At 68.1% G+C, this 17271-nt stretch carries 17 protein-coding genes; 5 read left to right on the forward strand and 12 right to left on the reverse strand.

The features are described from left to right. Positions 1–16: 16 nt before the first annotated feature. The 5 genes from DDE23_RS06565 to DDE23_RS06585 form a co-directional block, all read right to left on the reverse strand. Positions 17–1654 carry an ABC transporter ATP-binding protein gene (locus DDE23_RS06565; protein ID WP_107750394.1) on the reverse strand — a complete coding sequence of 546 codons (1638 nt, stop codon included), beginning with the start codon at positions 1652–1654 and terminating at the stop codon, positions 17–19. Continuing rightward, complete coding sequence (locus tag DDE23_RS06570; protein ID WP_107750392.1) at positions 1647–2465, reverse strand: ABC transporter permease; 819 nt, start codon at positions 2463–2465, stop codon at positions 1647–1649. Before DDE23_RS06570 ends, DDE23_RS06565 begins: the two co-directional genes overlap by 8 nt. Next, entirely contained in the window at positions 2462–3418 is a 957-nt protein-coding gene (locus DDE23_RS06575; protein ID WP_107750390.1) for an ABC transporter permease, read from the reverse strand. Before DDE23_RS06575 ends, DDE23_RS06570 begins: the two co-directional genes overlap by 4 nt. 7 nt (positions 3419–3425) lie before the next feature. Further along, entirely contained in the window at positions 3426–5012 is a 1587-nt protein-coding gene (locus DDE23_RS06580) for an ABC transporter substrate-binding protein (protein ID WP_107750388.1), read from the reverse strand. A gap of 135 nt (positions 5013–5147) precedes the next feature. Further along, on the reverse strand, positions 5148–7103 hold the full coding sequence (locus tag DDE23_RS06585) for a CocE/NonD family hydrolase (RefSeq protein ID WP_202863224.1): 1956 nt from the start codon (positions 7101–7103) through the stop codon (positions 5148–5150). Positions 7104–7259: 156 nt separating this feature from the next. On the opposite strand from DDE23_RS06585, the gene DDE23_RS06590 reads away from it, so the two are divergent. Together DDE23_RS06590 and DDE23_RS06595 are read left to right on the forward strand one after the other, a co-directional pair. Continuing rightward, positions 7260–8675 (forward strand): amidase, encoded by a 1416-nt coding sequence (locus DDE23_RS06590; protein WP_107750384.1) that lies wholly within the window; start codon positions 7260–7262, stop codon positions 8673–8675. A gap of 94 nt (positions 8676–8769) precedes the next feature. After that, positions 8770–8976 (forward strand): hypothetical protein, encoded by a 207-nt coding sequence (locus DDE23_RS06595; RefSeq protein WP_107750382.1) that lies wholly within the window; start codon positions 8770–8772, stop codon positions 8974–8976. A 3-nt stretch (positions 8977–8979) separates the two neighbouring features. Here DDE23_RS06595 and pyrC read toward each other — a convergent pair whose 3' ends face one another. Then, positions 8980–10017: a dihydroorotase gene (gene pyrC, locus DDE23_RS06600; RefSeq protein WP_107750380.1), complete on the reverse strand. Its 1038-nt coding sequence runs from the start codon at positions 10015–10017 to the stop codon at positions 8980–8982. Positions 10018–10055: 38 nt separating this feature from the next. Further along, positions 10056–10991: a phosphoadenosine phosphosulfate reductase gene (locus DDE23_RS06605; protein ID WP_107750379.1), complete on the reverse strand. Its 936-nt coding sequence runs from the start codon at positions 10989–10991 to the stop codon at positions 10056–10058. Positions 10992–11234: 243 nt separating this feature from the next. On the opposite strand from DDE23_RS06605, the gene DDE23_RS06610 reads away from it, so the two are divergent. After that, the gene (locus tag DDE23_RS06610; RefSeq protein WP_107750377.1) at positions 11235–11936 is read left to right on the forward strand and encodes a class I SAM-dependent methyltransferase; all 702 of its coding nucleotides are present in this window, start codon (positions 11235–11237) and stop codon (positions 11934–11936) included. A gap of 77 nt (positions 11937–12013) precedes the next feature. On the opposite strand, the gene hpt is transcribed toward DDE23_RS06610, so the two are convergent. Further along, a complete protein-coding gene (gene hpt, locus DDE23_RS06615; RefSeq protein WP_107750375.1) occupies positions 12014–12550 on the reverse strand; it encodes a hypoxanthine phosphoribosyltransferase in 537 nt (178 codons plus the stop codon). 79 nt (positions 12551–12629) lie between these two features. Between hpt and DDE23_RS06620 the strand changes: the two genes are divergently transcribed. Beyond that, the gene (locus DDE23_RS06620) at positions 12630–13085 is read left to right on the forward strand and encodes a type II toxin-antitoxin system RatA family toxin (protein WP_107750373.1); all 456 of its coding nucleotides are present in this window, start codon (positions 12630–12632) and stop codon (positions 13083–13085) included. 77 nt (positions 13086–13162) lie between these two features. Further along, a complete protein-coding gene (locus DDE23_RS06625; RefSeq protein WP_238149915.1) occupies positions 13163–13729 on the forward strand; it encodes a helix-turn-helix transcriptional regulator in 567 nt (188 codons plus the stop codon). Here the strand turns inward: DDE23_RS06625 and DDE23_RS06630 are convergent. From DDE23_RS06630 to DDE23_RS06645, 4 genes are all read right to left on the reverse strand, one after another. Next, positions 13719–14897: an ammonium transporter gene (locus DDE23_RS06630; RefSeq protein WP_107750368.1), complete on the reverse strand. Its 1179-nt coding sequence runs from the start codon at positions 14895–14897 to the stop codon at positions 13719–13721. The two genes, DDE23_RS06625 and DDE23_RS06630, sit on opposite strands and share 11 nt — an antisense overlap. A gap of 160 nt (positions 14898–15057) precedes the next feature. Continuing rightward, positions 15058–15534: a CinA family protein gene (locus DDE23_RS06635; RefSeq protein WP_107750366.1), complete on the reverse strand. Its 477-nt coding sequence runs from the start codon at positions 15532–15534 to the stop codon at positions 15058–15060. Continuing rightward, a complete protein-coding gene (locus DDE23_RS06640) occupies positions 15531–16025 on the reverse strand; it encodes a phosphatidylglycerophosphatase A family protein (RefSeq protein ID WP_107750364.1) in 495 nt (164 codons plus the stop codon). The genes DDE23_RS06635 and DDE23_RS06640 overlap by 4 nt, the downstream gene beginning before the upstream one ends. Then, on the reverse strand, positions 16022–17164 hold the full coding sequence (locus tag DDE23_RS06645) for a bifunctional 2-C-methyl-D-erythritol 4-phosphate cytidylyltransferase/2-C-methyl-D-erythritol 2,4-cyclodiphosphate synthase (RefSeq protein WP_107750362.1): 1143 nt from the start codon (positions 17162–17164) through the stop codon (positions 16022–16024). Before DDE23_RS06645 ends, DDE23_RS06640 begins: the two co-directional genes overlap by 4 nt. Positions 17165–17271 lie beyond the last annotated feature (107 nt).

A 17271-nucleotide genomic window follows, 5' to 3' on the forward strand; every position in this document is an offset into this window, starting at 1 on the left:
GCGGGATTTCACCCGCTCAATTGCCCGCGCTGGTCATCCGGCGATGGGCCAGCACCTTCTCCAGCCAGCCCAGCTGCATCTCCGGCACCGAGGACAGCAGCAGGTCGGTATAGGCGTCGAAGGGCGGGGTCAGCACCTGATCCTTCGGCCCGTAGCGCTGCACCTTGCCGCGGTACATCACCGCGATGCTGTCGGCGATGGCCCGCACCGTGGCAATGTCATGGGTGATGAACAGATAGGCCACGCCTTCGCGCGCCTGCAGGTCCAGAAGCAGTTTCAGGATGCCATCCGCCACCAGCGGATCCAGCGCCGAGGTCACCTCGTCGCAGATGATAAGCTTGGGCTTGGCGGCCAGCGCCCGGGCGATGCAGACCCGCTGCTTCTGCCCGCCGGACAGTTCCGCCGGATAGCGGTCGGCAAAGCCCTTGCCCAGTTCGATGGCGTCCAGCAGTTCCTGCACCCGCTCGTCGCGCTTCCGGCCGCGCAGGCCGAAGTAGAATTCCAGCGGCCGGCCGATGATCGTGGCCACCGTCTGGCGCGGGTTCATCGCCACATCGGCCATCTGGTAGATCATCTGCAATTCGCGCAGCTCATCGCGCGAGCGTTGCCTCAGCGCCGGGGGCAGGGGCTTGCCGTCGAAGGTGATGGTGCCCTTGCGCGGCGGCAGCAGGCCGGTGATGACCCGCGCCATGGTCGACTTGCCCGAGCCGGATTCGCCGACCAGCGCCAGCGTCTGGCCCGGATGCAGCTCGACCGAGACATCCGACAGCACGTCCTTGGCCATGGCGCCATAGCGGGCCGAGACGCTCTCCACCCGCAGCAGCGGCTCGGGCGTCGGCTGCTTCTGCTGGTGGTCGATGGAGCGGACCGAGATCAGCGCCCGGGTGTATTCCTCGCGCGGGGCCTCGATGATCTGCTGTACGGTGCCGTGTTCGACCATCTTGCCGTGCCTGAGCACCATGATCTCGTCCGAGACCTGCGCCACGACGGCCAGATCGTGGGTGATGTAGAGCGCGGCGACGCCGGTTTCGGCGATCGCGGTCTTGATCGCCGCAAGCACGTCGATCTGCGTGGTCACATCCAGCGCCGTGGTCGGCTCGTCGAAGATCACGAGGTCGGGCTTGGGGCAGAGCGCCATCGCCGTCATCGCCCGCTGCAACTGCCCGCCCGAGACCTGGTGCGGATAGCGCTTGCCGAAATTCTCGGGGTCTGGCAGCGAGAGGGTGCGGAACAGGTCCACCGCGCGTTTCTCCGCCTCGTCCTTCGACATCAGCCCATGGTGCAGCGTGGCTTCCGTCACCTGCTCCATCAGCCGTTTGGCCGGGTTGAAGGCGGCGGCGGCCGATTGCGCGACATAGGTCACTTCCTTGCCGCGCAACCCCCGGAGCGTGGCGGCGCCGGCCGCCCGGATCTCACGCCCGTTGAGCAGGATGTTGCCGCCCGACAGCCGGATGCCGCCCCGCCCGTAGGACAGGGCAGACAGGCCGATGGTCGACTTCCCGGCGCCGGATTCGCCGATCAGCCCCATGACCTTGCCGCGTTCCAGCGTCAGCGACACGTCGTCGACGATCACCACATCGCGCGGCTTCTCGCCCGGGGCATAGACCGTGGCCTCGATGCGCAGGTTCTTGATCTCGAGCAGGGTGTCAGCCACCGCGGCCCCCTTTCAGGCTGGTCGTGCGGTTCAGCGCCCAATCGGCCACCAGATTGACCGAGATGGACAGCGTGACGATGGCCACGGCGGGGATCAGCGCCGCCGGGATGCCATAGACGATCCCCTCGCGGTTCTCCTTCACGATACCGCCCCAGTCGGTCTCGGGCGGCTGGATGCCGATGCCGAGGAACGAGAGGGTCGAGATGAAGAGGATGGCGAAGATGAACCGCAGGCCCAGTTCCGCGACCAGCGGCGACAGGGCGTTGGGCAGGATCTCGCGGAAGATGACCCAGCGCTGGCCTTCGCCGCGAAGCCGCGCGGCCTCGACGAAATCCATGACGTTGATGTCGACGGCCACCGCCCGCGACAGGCGGAAGACGCGGGTCGAATCCAGCAGGCCCATGACGAGGATCAGCACCGGGATCGTCACCGGCATGACCGACAGGACCACCAGCGCGAAGATCAGCGTCGGGATCGACATGACCAGATCGTTGACCCGCGACATGACCTGATCGGTGACGCCACCATAGACGGCGGCGGTAAAGCCCAGAACCGAGCCCAGCGTGAACGACACCGCTGTGGCCATCGAGGCCACGAAGATCGTCGTCTGCCCGCCGTAGATCATCCGCGTCAGCAGATCCCGGCCCAGATTGTCGGTCCCCAGCCAGAATTGCGACGAGGACGGCTCCCAGATGTCGCCGACGATCTGTCCCAGCCCGTAGGGCGCTATCCAGGGCGCCAGAAGCGCGGCCAGGAAGAACAGCCCGGTGATGAATAGCCCCAGAAGGGCGGAAATCGGTATGCCCTTCATTTCGGATGCCTCAGTCGCGGGTTGGACAGGATGGAGATGAGATCGGCCAGCAGGTTCAGGCCGATGTAGATGGTGGCGAAGATCAGCCCGCAGGCCTGCACCACCGGCACGTCGCGCTTGGCCACATGGTCGACCAGATACTGGCCCATGCCGGGATAGACGAAGACCACCTCGATGACGACGACGCCGACCACCAGATAGGCGAGGTTGATCATCACCACATTGACGATGGGGGCGATGGCATTGGGCATGGCGTGGCGGGCGATCAGGGTAAAGCGCCTGAGCCCCTTCAGCTCGGCCGTTTCGATATAGGCCGATTGCATGACATTCAGGATCGCTGCCCGGGTCATGCGCATCATATGCGCCAGAACCACGAGGGTGAGGACCATGGCGGGCAGGGCCACGGCGTTCAGCTTCTGCAGGAAGCTCATGCCGTCATTGATGTTCGAGACCGAGGGGAAGAGCCCCCACTGGACCGAGAACAGATACATGATGACATAGCCCAGCAGGAATTCGGGCAGCGAGATCGAGGTCAGGGTGATGGCCGAGATCAGCTTGTCGGGCCAGCGGTCGCGGTAGCGCACGGCCAGCAGGCCCAGGAAGATGGCCATCGGCACCGAGATGCAGGCGGCGACCGCAGCCAGGAAGAGCGTGTTCTGCAACCGTCCGGCGATCGACGAGGCAATGTCGCGGCCGTTCGACAGGGCGGTTCCAAGATCGCCCTGCAAGGCGCTGAAAAGCCAGCTGAAATATCGGGTCGTCGCGGGTTGGTCCAGGCCCAGCGAGGCGCGCATGTTGGCCAGCGCCTCGGGCGTTGCGTTCTGGCCCAGGATGGCTTGGGCGACATCGCCGGGGAGGATCATCGTGCCGACGAAGATCATCACCGAGGCGGCGAAGAGCAACAGGAGACCCAGCGCAAGGCGCTGGATCACCAGTTTCGGGATCGGGTGCATCGGCGGCTTACGTCGCGGACCACATCATGATCGGCGCCTGCCCCGCCATCAGTTCGGCGGCGGGGTTGGCGACCCAGCCGGCTATCTGGTCGTTATGGGCGTCGATGAAATCGTTGAACATCGGGCAGATCAGCCCGCCCTCGTCGCGGACCAGCAACCCGGCCTCGCGGTAGAGCGCCTTGCGGTTGTCGAGGTCCAGCTCGCCCCGCGCCTGCATCACCAGCTCGTCGAAGCGCGGGTTGAAGAAGCGGGTGTCGTTCCAGTCGGCATTCGACAGATAGGCGGTCGAATACATCTGGTCCTGCACGGGACGCCCGCCCCAGTAGCTGGCGCAGAAGGGCTGCACGTTCCAGGTCTCGGACCAATAGCCATCGCCCGGCTCACGGATGATGTTCAGCTCGATCCCGGCCGCGGCGGCGCTTTCCTGGAAGAGCTGGGCGGCATCCAGCGCGCCCGGGAAGGCCACGTCCGACACCCGCAGGTCCACCGGGCCCGAATGGCCCGACCGCTCGAAATGGAAGCGCGCCTGATCGGGGTCGTAGGTCCGCTGCGGGATCGAATCGTCGAACAGCGGATAGGCCGAGTTGATCGGCATGTCGTTGCCCAGAGAGCCATAGCCGCGCAGGATGCGCTCGACCATGTCCTCGCGGTTGATCGCCAGTTTCAGGGCCATGCGCAGGTCGGCATTGTCGAAGGGCGCGGTGTTGCAATGCATGATGAACACGTAATGCCCGCGGCCGGCGGTCGATTCCACATGCACGCCCGGCGCCCGGGCCAGCAGGCCCGCGACGCGCGGCTCGACCCGGTTGATGAGCTGCACCTGGCCCGATTGCAGGGCCGAGTTGCGGGCCGTGGCATCGTTGATAACCAGGATCTCGATCTGGCTGAAATGGCCGACGCCGCTGTCCCAATGGCCGTCGAACTTCTCCAGCACATGGCGCACGCCCGGCTCGTTCTCGGCCCATTTGTAGGGGCCGGTCATGATGCCCGCGGCCGGGTCATCGAAGCCGCCGTTGGGCTGGATCATCAGGTGGTAATCGGCCAGCAGATAGGGAAGGTCGGCGTTGGGCGTGGCGGTTTCCAGCACCAGCCATTCCCCGTCGACCGAGATCGAGGAGATGCCGCGCATCACCCCCAGCGCGCCCGATTGCGAATCCTCGTTCGAGTGGCGGCGCAGCGTCTGGGCGACATCCTCGGGGGTCAGGGTCTGACCGTTGTGGAAGGACACGCCCGAGCGGATCTTGAAGCGCCAGGTCTGGGCATTGGCCGAGGCCTCCCATTCCGTGGCCAGCTTCGGCAGCAGGCTGCCGTCCGGGCCGATGTTCACGATGGTCTCGCCGGTGCAATAGGCATAGGCGAAGGGCACCTGCGAGGCCGCCAGCGCCGGATCCAGCGAGTTGGTGCTCTCGCCGCCCTGCATGCCCATGACCAGCGTTCCGCCCGCCCGCGGACCCTGCGCCAGCACGGCCCTGGACAGCAGGCCCGTCGCCGCCGTCGAGGCCACGCCCAGCGCAGCAGCCCGGCCAAGGAAGGCCCGGCGGTCCAGCGTGCCGCGAGCGGCCCGCGCAAGAAGGTAGCGGAATTCGTCGTTCATGGTCTTCTCCCTGAAGCGGCTTCCCCTTGGAAGCTCTATGAGGACGGCGCGAGGCACCGTTCTTTTTATTGATTGGCCAATCAAACAACGGACCGGCGTTTCAATCAACGATAATGTTGCCGGTAACTGTAACAGTCATATTTCCCGGCGCGCAACACGCGCAGGGAAGTTTCTTTGGATGATTTCCGGGGTTTCCGGGCCGTCCTTGATGCGGGCGACCAGGGTGGCGTCGATCAGAATTTCCGTTTCGGTGCTGTGCTGGCGGGCGCGGACCTCGGTTTCGACCGACCAATCGCCACGTGAGAAGTGCTGCGTCCAGACCACGTCGCAGGCGGCGCTGAGCGGATCGCCGGGGCGGATGGTCCAGGTCTCGTGCATCGTGGCGCGGGTGACGAGGCCGTGGTCGGGGTCTTCGGTCCGGCCGCTGTCCGAGGTGACGATGATCCGCTCCTCGCCGCTGATGCGGTCGCTCTCGTGCCGCCGCGTTTCCTCGGCCGGGCTCAGGCAGGTCAGGCGGCTGGGCGCGACCGGCGGCGGCTCGGCAAAGGCGCAACGGGTCAGCGGGGCCTCGGCCACCGGCAGGGCCAGCGAGCCCCCGGTCAGCCGCAGCGCGACCGGCTTCGGCGAGGGCCAGATCCAGGGCCAATAGGTCGTGGACAGCGCCAGCCGCAGCCGGTGCCCGGGCGCCAGCTCATAGGCGCATTGGTCTAGCCTCAGCGTCACCGTCACCGGCTCGCCCGGGACCAGGGCCGACGGCGGATCCGTCCGGTGGCGCAGGTTCAGGATGCCATGGGCGATGCGGGTCGAGGCCCCGTCCGGCGCGACATCGCAGAGCCGCGCGGCGAGAAAGGCGAAGGGCTGGTCGGCGATCAGCGTCACCGTCAGTTCGGCCGCGCCCAGCAGCGTCAGGCCCTCGGGCAGCGGGGTCTCGAAGCAGACCGACAGCGCGTCGTCAAACCGTTGATCCGCCGCCATTTCCGCGTTGAGGCCCATGGGGAAGAACTCCCCCGCCGCCGCGCCCAGCGTCTGCGGCGTGGCGATGGTCCGCTCGATCGCCCCCTCGGCCCCGAGCACGCCGTTCGGGCCCAGCGTCAGTCGATGCGTCGGCGCGGCGGGCGCGGGCCCTGCCACCCAATAGCCGGGGCGATGGGCGGCGCTGGCATCGGGCGGGGCTGCGGTCAGGACATAGGCGCGATAGGCGGGCCAGTCCCCGGCGCCGTTGTCCACACCTTTCAGCCAGTGATCCCACCAGTCCTTCAGCACGCCCAGAAAGTCGATCCGGGGCGCGGGAACGGCGGTATGGGGGTATTGGTGCACCCAGGGGCCGACGATGCCCTTGCCCATCGGCGCCTGTCCGGCCAGCGCGGCGGGGGCGTTCATGTAATTGTCGTTCCAGCCGCCGAAGGACAGGACCGCCGCGTCGAGCCGCGAGAAATCCTCGCAGACCGAGCCGTGGCGCCAATAGGCGTCGCGCGTCTGGTGGCCGGTCCAATGCTCGGCAAGGTTCGGCATCGAGGCGAGGCGGGCGCGGAAATCCCGCCGCCAGTCGGGGCGCAGCAGCGGATCGGCGGGGCGGGCGGCATAGCTGAGCATCAGCGCGCCCCAGCCGAAATTCTCGCCCAGCAGCGCGCCGCCCTTGAAATGGATGTCGTCGGCGAAGCGGTCGACGGTGCCGCAGATGCTGGCCACGGCTTTCAACGCCTGCGGGCGGCGGAAGGCGGTCTGCAGGCAATTGAAGCCGCCCCAGCTTTTCCCCATCATCCCGACCGCGCCCGAACACCAGTCCTGCGCCGCGATCCAGGCGATCACGTCGCAGGCATCCTGTTGTTCCTGCTCGGAATATTCGTCGTCGAAGAGGCCCTCGCTGTCGCCCGTGCCGCGGATGTCGACCCGCAGGCAGGCGTAGCCCTGCGCCGCCATCCAGGGGTGGATCGTCTCATCCCTTGGCAGGGTGTTGTCGCGCTTGCGATAGGGGATGTATTCGAGGATCGCGGGGACCGGCGGGCCACCCTCGGGCCGCCAGAGCCGCGCGGCAAGGCGGGTGCCGTCGGGCAGGGGGATGAAAAGGTCGTCCCGGTCGATGAGCGCCACGCGGATCTCCTTGTCGCAGGGTCATGCGATGACAGAGGCCGGGGAATGGCGCAACCAAATGCGGCAATCGGGCGTCGAAAAGCGACATGGGCCGATGCGGCGCCCTTGCCAAGTGCCGCTGCTCGCCGGAAAGTGGCGCAAAGCGAGGGGGTTAGGATGGACGATCTTCTGGATCTGGGCGCGCTGGAGCAGGCCTCGGCGCTGGAGGCGCGGCAGGTCTCGGCCGAGGAACTGATGCGCGCGACGCTGCGGCGAATCGCCGTGCGGAACCCGGCGGTCAACGCCATCGTCAGCCTGCGCGACGAGGAGGCGCTGCTGGCCGAGGCCCGCGCCGCCGATCAGTCCCCGCGCAAGGGCTGGCTGCACGGGCTGCCGATGGCGGTGAAGGATCTGTCCAACGTGGCGGGCCTGCCCACCTCGATGGGCTCGCCGATCATGGCCGGGCAGGTGGCGCGCAAGGACGATCTGATGGTCTCCCGGATGCGGGCGGCGGGGGCGCTGTTCATCGGCAAGACCAACACGCCGGAATTCGGGCTGGGCAGCCACACTTTCAACCCGGTGCATGGCGCGACCGGCAACGCCTGGGACCCGGGGCTGAGCGCGGGCGGTTCCTCGGGCGGGGCGGCGGTGGCTTTGGCTTGCCGGATGCTGGCGGTGGCGGACGGCTCGGACATGATGGGCAGCCTGAGGAACCCGGCGGGCTGGAACAACGTCTACGGCATGCGGCCCAGCTGGGGCCGGGTGCCCGACACGGCCGAGGGCGAGACCTTCCTGCATCCGCTGGCCACCAACGGACCGATGGCGCGAAACCCGCGCGACCTGGCCGCGCTGCTGGAGGTGCAGGCAGGCCCGAACCCGGCGCGGCCCTTCACGTTAGCGGCCGAGGATTACCTGTCCCGGATCGAGGCGCCGGTCACAGGCCGCCGCGTCGCCTGGCTGGGCGACTGGGGCGGGGCCTATGCGATGGAGGCGGGCGTGCTGGCCACCTGCGAGGCGGCGCTCGCCCATTTCGACACGCTGGGCGTCACGGTCGAGGCGCTGGCCCCCCCCTTCGATGCCGGGCGTCTCTGGCAGGCCTGGCTCGACCTGCGGGCCTTTGCCAATGCCAACCGGCTGGCGCCGCTCTACGGCAACCCGGAATGGCGCCGCCAGTTGAAGGCCACCGCGATCTGGGAGATCGAGACCGGCCGGGCACTGACGCTGGAGGCGGTGCAGACGGCAAGCCTTGCCCGGTCGCAATGGTGGGCCAGGGCCGCCGCGCTTTTCGAGAGCTACGACGCCCTCATCCTGCCCAGCGCCCAGGTCTGGCCCTTCCCGCTGGCGCAGGAATACCCGATCCAGATCGCCGGGCGGTCGATGGACACCTATCACCGCTGGATGGAGGTGGTGCTGCCGGTCTCGATCCTCGGGCTTCCGGCGGTCTCGGTCCCGGCGGGCTTCGGCCCCGGGGGGCTGCCGATGGGGATGCAGCTGATCGGGCGGCATGGCGACGATCTGGGCCTGCTGCAACTGGCCGAGGCCTGGCACCAGGCGACACCCTTCGCCCGGCGGCGCCCGCCCTTAACCGCTTAACCAGAGGCAGATTTTCCGGACCGGCCGGGCAAGCCACCATAATTCGGTCAGAATTGGGCCGCAAACAGAACCGGTTGCGTAACCGGAGGTTGTCATGCCCAGTCTGTTTCACAAGTTCCTCGCCGATGAACATGGCGCGGTGACGGTGGACTGGGTCGTGCTGACCAGCATCGCGGTCGGCTTCGGCTTCATGGTGCTGGCGACGCTTGGCAGCGGGACAACCGATGTCGGCGCCCAGATGCAACGCAATCTGGGCGCGGTTCAGGTCACGCAGATACCGCAGCTGGGCTTTTCGGAATAAGCCTCAGCCCGCCACGCGCCAGTAGAGGTCGAAACCCGGCTCGAAGACGGTCACCGGACCGGCGCCGGTCTCGATCTTGGCCGGGAAGCGCACGGGTTCGGCGGTCTTTTCCAGCGTGATCGTGCCCGCGTTCCGCGCCAGCCCGTAGAAATCCGCGCCGAAATGCGAGGTGAACCCCTCCAGCCGGTCGAGCCTGCCTTCGCGGTCGAAGATCTGGGCGAGGATCGGCATGGTGTTGGTCGCGGTGAAACACCCGGCCGCGCAGCAGGCGCATTCCTTGCGGTCGTCGCTGTGCGGCGCGGAATCGGTGCCGAGGAAGAAGCGCGGATCGCCCGAGAGCGCGGCCTCGACCAGCGCCTGCCGGTGCAGTTCGCGCTTGGCGACGGGCAGGCAGAAGTAATGCGGGCGCATGCCGCCGACCAGCAGCGAGTTGCGGTTCAGGATCAGGTGATGGGTGGTGATCGTGGCGCCCAGACCCTGCGGATTGGCCCGCACGTAATCCACCGCGTCCTTGGTCGTCACATGCTCCATGATGACCTTGAGGCCCGGATGGGCGCGGCGGATCGGGTCCAGCACCGTCTCGATGAACACCGCCTCACGGTCGAAGATGTCGATCTCGGCCGCCGTCACCTCGCCATGGACGCACAGCGGCACGCCGGCTTCGGCCATCGCCTCGAACACCTTGGCAACCTTGGTGAAATCCGTGACGCCCGAGGCCGAGTTGGTGGTCGCCCCGGCCGGGTAGAGCTTGACCGCGGTGACGATGCCCGCCTTGTGGGCGGCGACCAGATCGGCGGGATCGGTCTGCTCGGTCAGATAGAGCGTCATCAGCGGCGTGAAATCGGCGCCCGGCAACGCGGCGGCGATGCGCTCGCGATAGGCCGCGGCCTCGGCCCCGGTGACGACCGGGGGCACCAGGTTCGGCATGATGATCGCCCGGGCGAAATCGCGTGCCGATTCGGGGGCGATGCCTTGAAGCATGGCGCCGTCGCGCAGGTGGAGGTGGAAATCGTCGGGGCGGGTGAGGGTGAGGCGGGTCATGGCGTCCCCATAGCGCGCACCCGCGCGGCTGTGAAGCCTCAGCGCGCGGACGAAGCGCCGGTTTCGGCCCGTTGCAGCGCCTGACGCAGTTGCGGGTGATCGACCAGCGCGTTGGCGGCCCTGAGCGCGCGCAGGAACCGCGCCGGGCGGTTCTGGCTTTGCAACCGGCCGATCAGCCGTCCGAGGTAATGCGGGTTCTGCCGCCGCGCGCGCCACAGGTGGAAGAAGCGCTGCGGGGTCAGGGTGCCGGCGCAGGCCGCGTCGATCAACGGCCGCAGCACGTTGACGCGGGCCAGTTCGGCCTGCGGGTCGCGGCCGATATGGCGGGCGCGCAGCCGGTGGATATGCGGGCCCCGGAACATCGCCGCATGCACCGCATCGACCTGCTGGATCGGGTCATAGAGGATATAGACGCTGTCGGCGCCCTCGCACATGTCGGGGGCAAAGCCGAAGCGGCTGGTGAAGTCGAGCTTGCGGGCGCGCAGGAAGCGGCGGTCCCATTCGGCCAGTTCGGTGTCGAGCGTGGCCTGCGGTGCCAGCGCCAGCACCGTGGCGCCGGGGGCGGCGACGGCAAAGGCCGCCGCGGCATAGCCGCCCATGCCCGCGCCATAAAAGACCACGCGGTCGAAATCCTCGAAGAAGGCGTCGTCGATCAGCCGGTCGAAATAGCCATAGACCGCCGGGTCGCGGAACCAGCTGTCCTCATGCGCGACGATGGTCAGCGAGGACCAGCCGCGCGGCGCGGCGATCTGGTAACCGAGTGGCATCTGGCCGCCACCGGCCCCGCGGATGCCCGCCCGTGTCTCGAAGCTGACCAGCAGGACCGGCCCCTGATCCGAGAAAAACGCCGAATGCGCGCCGCCGAGGGGGTCGAAATAGCCCGCTTCCTCGCCGATCTCGTCCATGATGACCAGCCAATCGGCATCCGACTGCGCTTCGCCAGCATCGAACATCTCGATGGAATCGTCGGTCATGGGTCCCTCGGCAATCGGAAATCGCCCCGGGCGGGGCGCAAACGTTAACCTTTTTTACACCACAGAGGCATGGCCGAAAACCGGGCAAGCTGTGGCGATCCTGTGGAATTCGGCGCCAAGGCGGAAACGCACCGAGCTGATTGTTGCCGTCCGGGCGACGACACGCCCGGTCCAAGGCCGCTTGCGGGGGGCGCGGCCCTTGCCTAGCCTGCGCGGCATCGCTTCCGGTGTCAGGACCCTCGCATGCAGTACAAGGACATTCCCGGCTGGTTCATGCCGATCGACCAGGCGGCCTTTGCCTGGCTGCTGGCGCATCAGGCCGCCACCCAGCCGCCCGGCGGCGTGGTCGAGCTGGGCGTCTTCATGGGCAAGAGCGCGGTGCTGATCGGCAACCACCTGCGCCCGGACGAGGTGTTCACCGCCTGCGACCTGTTCCAGGATATCGCCACCTCGGACGAGGCCGACCCGGACGAGCGGCGCTTTTTTCGCGACAAGGACCTGACCCTTGCCGCCTTCGAGCGGATCTACCTCACCTTTCACAAGGCGCTGCCGCGGATCGTCCGGGGCCCCAGCTCGACCGTCACCCGCCATGTCGCCCCGGCCAGCGCCCGCTTCGTGCACGTCGATGCGGGCAAGAGCTATGACCGGGTGCGGCAGGATATCGCCTCGGCCCGAGAGATGCTGCGCGAGGGGGGGATCGTCGCCCTCAGCGATTACCGCAAGAGCGGCAATCCCGGCTGCATGGCCGCGGTCTGGGACGCGGTGCTGAACCAGGGGCTGAGGCCCTTCGCCAATACCGAGTTCAAGCTGTACGCCACCTGGGGCGATCCGGCGCCCTACCGGCAGGCGGTGGTGGCGGGGGCAGGGGCCTCGGACTGGGCGCTGGCCGAGGCGCCAGTCGCGCTGCGCGATACCGAGATGGTCTATCTGCACCGCAAGGGGTGACGCGCCTCCGGGCGGGCGACTCGGGCGAATCGGGCGTCGGTGGCCCCGGTTCCCGCCAACGGCGGGCGCGCGGCCGCTCAGGTAAAGCGCACCTTGCCGATATAGGGCAGGTTGCGGTTGCGCTGCGCATAGTCGATGCCGTAGCCCACCACGAATTCGTCGGGGATCTCGAACCCTGTCCAGGTGGCCTTGATATCCACCTCGCGGCGCGAGGGTTTGTCGAGCAGCGCGCAGATCTCCAGCCGCCGGGGCTCGCGCGCCATCAGCAGGTGCTTGACGTGGTGCAAGGTGAAGCCGGTGTCGACGATATCCTCGACCACCAGCACGTCGCGCCCGGCGATCTCGCCCCTCAGGTCCTTGAGGATCCGCACCTCGCGCGAGGATTGCATCGAGTCGCCGTAAGAGCTGGCCTCGAGGAAATCGACCTCGACCGGCAGGTCGATCTCGCGCACCAGATCGGCGATGAAGACGAAGGATCCGCGCAGAAGACCCACGACGACCAGCTTGTCGGTATCCTTGAAGGCCAGGGTGATCTCATGGGCCAAAGCCTCGACCCTTGCGGCGATCCGCTTGGCCGAGATCATCTGGTCGATCACATAGGGCGGCTGGGTCATGGCGTCGCTGGCCTTGCATCAGGGGTTGAAAACCGGGGCCCACTCTAGGAAAAGACGCCCGCACATGCCAGAGGTCGGGATGCCCCATCACAGCGAAAACCGCCTGCTGCCCTATACGCCCGAACAGATCTACGACCTGGTGGCGGATGTGGCGCGCTACCCCGAGTTCCTGCCCTGGACCGCCGCCGCCCGCATCCGTTCGCGCCGGCCCGCGCCCGAGCGTGGCGAGGGGGCCGAGGTGATGGAGGCGGATCTGGTCATCAGCTTCAAGGTCTTCCGCGAGAAGTTCGGCTCGCGCGTGGTGCTGATCCCGGGCGAGCGGCGGATCGAGACCGAGTATCTGGACGGCCCCTTCAAGTATCTGCATTCCTTCTGGGTGGTCGAGCCCGAGGGCGAGGGTTGCCGGGTGCGCTTCGAGGTCGATTTCGAATTCCGCAACGCCATCCTTCAAAAGGTCATCGGGCTGGTCTTTGACGAGGCAATGCGCCGCGTGGTCGGCGCCTTCGAGACGCGGGCGCGCAAGCTCTACGGGTGAAGGCCGGTTGCGGTCTGGGCCCGGGGCATGCATGACTGGCCCCCTGAAGACTGGTGCCCTGCGACGCCCGGGCCCGAATGACAGGCCTGCCGATGCGCCCCTTCGCCTTGTCCCTAACCGGTCCGCGCCGTCTGATCTCGGGCGTGGTGTTGCTGGTGGCGCTGCAGGCCTTCAGCGCGGGCTTCTTCGTCTTCGATGCGATCGAGGACATCTGGGCGGACGGGTCCAGCCCCTTGCAGGCCATCAGCCTCTTTCAGGGGGTCGAGACGGCGGCGGCGCTGGCCATGCTGGTGGCCATCGTGCTGGAGGTGCGGCTGGTCGTCTGGCTTCTGCGCCGTCAGGCGGGGATGGAGCGCGACCTGCGGCTGGCGGGCTCGGCCGTGCAGGCGGTCGTCGACGAGCATTTCGCGCAATGGGGCCTGACCGGGGCCGAGGCGGATGTCGCCCTGTTCATGGTCAAGGGCCTGTCGATTGCCGAGATCGCCGCCATGCGCGGCTCGACCGAGGCGACGGTCAAGTCGCATCTCAACGCCATCTATCGCAAATCGGGGACCACCGGGCGGCCTGACCTGCTGGCGCTGATCCTCGACAGTCTGATGGCCCGCGCCCCGAGGGACGCGGGCGAGGGCGCGCTCAGGAATTGAGCTCGTAGGCCCGTTCGCCATGGACCGACAGGTCCAGGCCATTGGTCTCGGTTTCGGCATCGACCCGCAGCCGCGTGACCATCGCCACCAGTTTCAGCAGCACGACCGAGGCCGCCACCGTATAGATCCCGACCAGCGCCAGCGCGCCGAGCTGGGCGATCCAGGCGCCATGGCCCAGCACCGCCACCATGATCGTGCCGAAGATGCCGCCCACGCCATGCACGGCGAAGACATCGAGCGTGTCGTCGATCTTCAGCCGGTTGCGCACCAGATTGACCGCCTCCTGACAGAGGATCCCGGCCACGGCGCCGATGACCATTGCGGCGATGGGGCCGACGAAGCCCGCGGCCGGGGTGATCGAGGCCAGCCCGGCGATGGTGCCGGTGACGAGGCCGACCATCGAGGCGCGGCCGAACTTGATGCGTTCCCACAGGACCCAGCTGAGCGAGGCGGCGGCCGCCGACAGATGCGTCACCGTGATGGCCATCGCCGCCTGACCATTCGCCGCCAGCGCCGAGCCGCCGTTGAAGCCGAACCAGCCGACCCAGAGCATCGCCGCGCCGATCATCACCAGACCGGGCTGGTGGGGCGGGGTGGTGCGGTTCTTGCGCGGGCCCAGGAACCAGGCGATGACCAGCGCCGCCAGCCCCGCCGTTTCATGCACGACGATGCCGCCCGCGAAGTCACGGGTGCCGGTCTCGCCCCAGATCCCGCCATCGGCCATGAACCCGCCGCCCCAGATCCAGTGCACAACGGGCGCGTAGACCAAGAGCATCCACAGCGCCGAAAAGGTCAGCACGAAGCCGAAGCCCACCCGTTCGACATAGGCGCCGACGATCAGCGCCGGGGTGATGATGGCGAATGTCATCTGGAAGGCGAAGAACAGCACCTCGGGCACGGTGCCGGTCAGGCTGTCGGGCGTGACGCCGATCAGGAAGGCCCGCGACAGCCCGCCCCAGACGCCGCCCGGCTCGCCGAAAGCGATGGTATAGCCCAGCGCCAGCCACAGGATCGACATCAGGCAGGCGATGGAGAACACATGCATGAAGACGCTGAGCACGTTGCGGGCGCGCACCAGCCCGCCATAGAACAGCGCCAGCGCCGGCAGGGTCATGAACAGCACGAGTGCCGTTGCGGTAATCAGAAATGCGGTATCGGCTGCGTTCATCGTCCCCTCCTTGGCCGTGACGCATCCTCTGCGCGTTTCCGGGATGGCCAGAAAAGAGGCAATGGCGCCAAGGGCGGGTCAGTCGCCGCCCAGTTGCGAAACTGAGGGCGTCAAGGGCGAGGAATTGGGCGTCATGCTCAATTCGCGCGCGCTTTGTGAATCAGATCAGGGCGTCCCTGAGCAGAATCAAGGCATGCTGCACAGAGGCTGCGCGCACCTCGGCCCGGCCGAGGGGGCCGAATTCGATGGTCTCGGTCCGGGGGGTGCCTCCGTTTCGGGCAATCCCGAAACAGACCCGGCCTTCCGGCTTGAACTCGGACCCGCCGGGCCCGGCGATGCCGGTGATCGACACGGCCAGCCCCGCGCCGCTGTGCGACAGCGCGCCCAGCGCCATCTCGGCCGCGACCTCCTCGCTGACGGCGCCATGGGCGTTGAGCGTGTCGGCCGCGACGCCCAGCATCTCGCGCTTGGCGGCGTTGGAATAGGTGACGAAACCGCGGTCGACCACGTCCGAGGACCCCGGGATCGCCGTCAGCGCCCCGACGACCAGCCCGCCGGTGCAGCTTTCGGCCGTGGCGATCATCACCCCGGCGGTGCGGGCCAGCGCCAGAACTTCGGTGGCGAGAGTGTCTGTCACATCAGCACCCCGTGGGCGATGCCGCCGGCGACGATCACCGCGATACCGGCGGCGAGGCCGGCCAGCAGATCGTCCAGCATCACGCCCATCCAGTCGGCGCGTTCATCGGCCTTGCGGATCAGCCACGGCTTCCAGATGTCGAAGAGGCGGAAGAACAGGAAGGCCGCGACCCAGCCGGGATAGGGCATCCAGGTCTCCCAGCCACGGAACCAGAACGCCATGGCCGGGAAGCTGAGCGCCAGCCACTGGCCGGCCACCTCGTCGATGACGATCTCGGACGGGTCGGCGCCGGGCCGGTCGCGCAGCTCGGCATGGCAGGCCCAGATCCCGGCGAAGGTGGCGAGGATGGCCGCCAGCACCAGCACCGGCGCGCCCAGATAGCGGTCGATGACCAGACCCACGGCGATGGCCCCGGCCGAGCCCCAGGTGCCGGGGGCCGGACGCAGGAGGCCAAGGCCGAAGCCGATGGAGACGAGGCGCGAGAAGGTCATGCTTTCACCAGGGTTGCGGTGGCGATGGCGGCGATGCCTTCCTCGCGGCCGGTGAAGCCCAGCCGTTCGGAAGTGGTCGCCTTGACCGAGACGCGGTCGGCCTCGATCCCGAGGATATCCGCCAAGGCGGCCTGCATCGCGCTCGCATGAGGCCCCACCTTGGGCCGCTCGCAGATCAGCGTGACGTCGCAATTGGAGATGGTGAAACCCCGGCTGCGGGCCAGCTCCCCGGCGTGGCGCAGGAAGATATGGCTGGCGGCACCCTTCCATTGCGGGTCCGACGGCGGGAAATGGCGACCGATGTCGCCCTCGGCCAGCGCGCCATAGAGCGCGTCGGTCAGGGCGTGCATGCCGACATCGGCGTCGGAATGGCCCAGCAGCGCCTTGGTGTGCGGCACTTTCACGCCGCAGAGCCAGACGTGATCGCCCTCGGTAAAGGCGTGGACGTCGAAACCGTTGCCAAGGCGAATGTCCATGGCGCTCCTTTCCGCGAGCAATTGCTCGGCGCGGGTGAAATCCTCGGGGTAGGTGAGCTTGAGATTGCGCTCGCTGCCCGGGGTGATGGCGACCTTGAGCCCCGCGGCCATCGCCACCGCCACATCGTCGGCGGCGTCGCCCGGATGCGCGGCATAGGCGGCGCTGAGGGCGGCGAAGTCGAACCCCTGCGGCGTCTGGGCGCGAAAAAGCCCCTCGCGGGATTGCAGACCCGCGACCGCGCCCGCCTCGCCCCGCCAGAGCGCATCGACCACCGGCAGGGCGGGGGCGGCGGCGGGATGGGTGGCGAGCGCGTCGAGCACGCCCGCGATCAGCGCGGGCTCGACCAGCGGGCGGGCCGCGTCGTGGATCAGGACAAGGGCCGGGGGATCGGAAGCCAGCGCCGCCAGTGCCGCGCGGACCGAGTCGCTGCGGCTGGCGCCGCCCTCGACCAGCGGCAGGCCCAGGGCCTCGGCCCGGCGGCGGTCGTCGGGGTGAATGACCAGCAGGATCCGCTCCAGACCCGCCGCCCGGAAGGCCGCGACGGTATGCGCCAGCACCGGCCGGCCCGCCAGCAAGCGCCATTGCTTGGGCAGGCCGCCGCCCATGCGGCTACCGCGCCCGGCGGCGACGAGGATCACGGCAATGTCGTCTTTGCGGCTCATGCTCGGGACTTAGGCCGTTGCGCGAAGGCCCGCAAGCCTGCCGCTGCGCCGTTTCCGAAGGGGTGTTGCGCGAAAATGAGGCGCAAGCGGTTGAGATATGCACGCGA

Origin of the sequence: Pararhodobacter aggregans, from assembly GCF_003075525.1 — a bacterium.
In the GTDB taxonomy this organism is placed as follows: Bacteria; Pseudomonadota; Alphaproteobacteria; order Rhodobacterales; family Rhodobacteraceae; genus Pararhodobacter; species Pararhodobacter aggregans.

Coding starts and splice junctions, on each gene's coding strand:
- DDE23_RS06570 (WP_107750392.1), bottom strand. CDS start 2,465: ATGAAGGGCATACCGATTTCCGCCCTTCTGGGGCTATTCATCACCGGG.
- DDE23_RS06575 (WP_107750390.1), bottom strand. CDS start 3,418: ATGCACCCGATCCCGAAACTGGTGATCCAGCGCCTTGCGCTGGGTCTC.
- DDE23_RS06580 (WP_107750388.1), bottom strand. CDS start 5,012: ATGAACGACGAATTCCGCTACCTTCTTGCGCGGGCCGCTCGCGGCACG.
- DDE23_RS06590 (WP_107750384.1), top strand. CDS start 7,260: ATGGACGATCTTCTGGATCTGGGCGCGCTGGAGCAGGCCTCGGCGCTG.
- DDE23_RS06595 (WP_107750382.1), top strand. CDS start 8,770: ATGCCCAGTCTGTTTCACAAGTTCCTCGCCGATGAACATGGCGCGGTG.
- pyrC (WP_107750380.1), bottom strand. CDS start 10,017: ATGACCCGCCTCACCCTCACCCGCCCCGACGATTTCCACCTCCACCTG.
- DDE23_RS06605 (WP_107750379.1), bottom strand. CDS start 10,991: ATGACCGACGATTCCATCGAGATGTTCGATGCTGGCGAAGCGCAGTCG.
- DDE23_RS06610 (WP_107750377.1), top strand. CDS start 11,235: ATGCAGTACAAGGACATTCCCGGCTGGTTCATGCCGATCGACCAGGCG.
- hpt (WP_107750375.1), bottom strand. CDS start 12,550: ATGACCCAGCCGCCCTATGTGATCGACCAGATGATCTCGGCCAAGCGG.
- DDE23_RS06620 (WP_107750373.1), top strand. CDS start 12,630: ATGCCCCATCACAGCGAAAACCGCCTGCTGCCCTATACGCCCGAACAG.
- DDE23_RS06625 (WP_238149915.1), top strand. CDS start 13,163: ATGACAGGCCTGCCGATGCGCCCCTTCGCCTTGTCCCTAACCGGTCCG.
- DDE23_RS06630 (WP_107750368.1), bottom strand. CDS start 14,897: ATGAACGCAGCCGATACCGCATTTCTGATTACCGCAACGGCACTCGTG.
- DDE23_RS06640 (WP_107750364.1), bottom strand. CDS start 16,025: ATGACCTTCTCGCGCCTCGTCTCCATCGGCTTCGGCCTTGGCCTCCTG.
- DDE23_RS06645 (WP_107750362.1), bottom strand. CDS start 17,164: ATGAGCCGCAAAGACGACATTGCCGTGATCCTCGTCGCCGCCGGGCGC.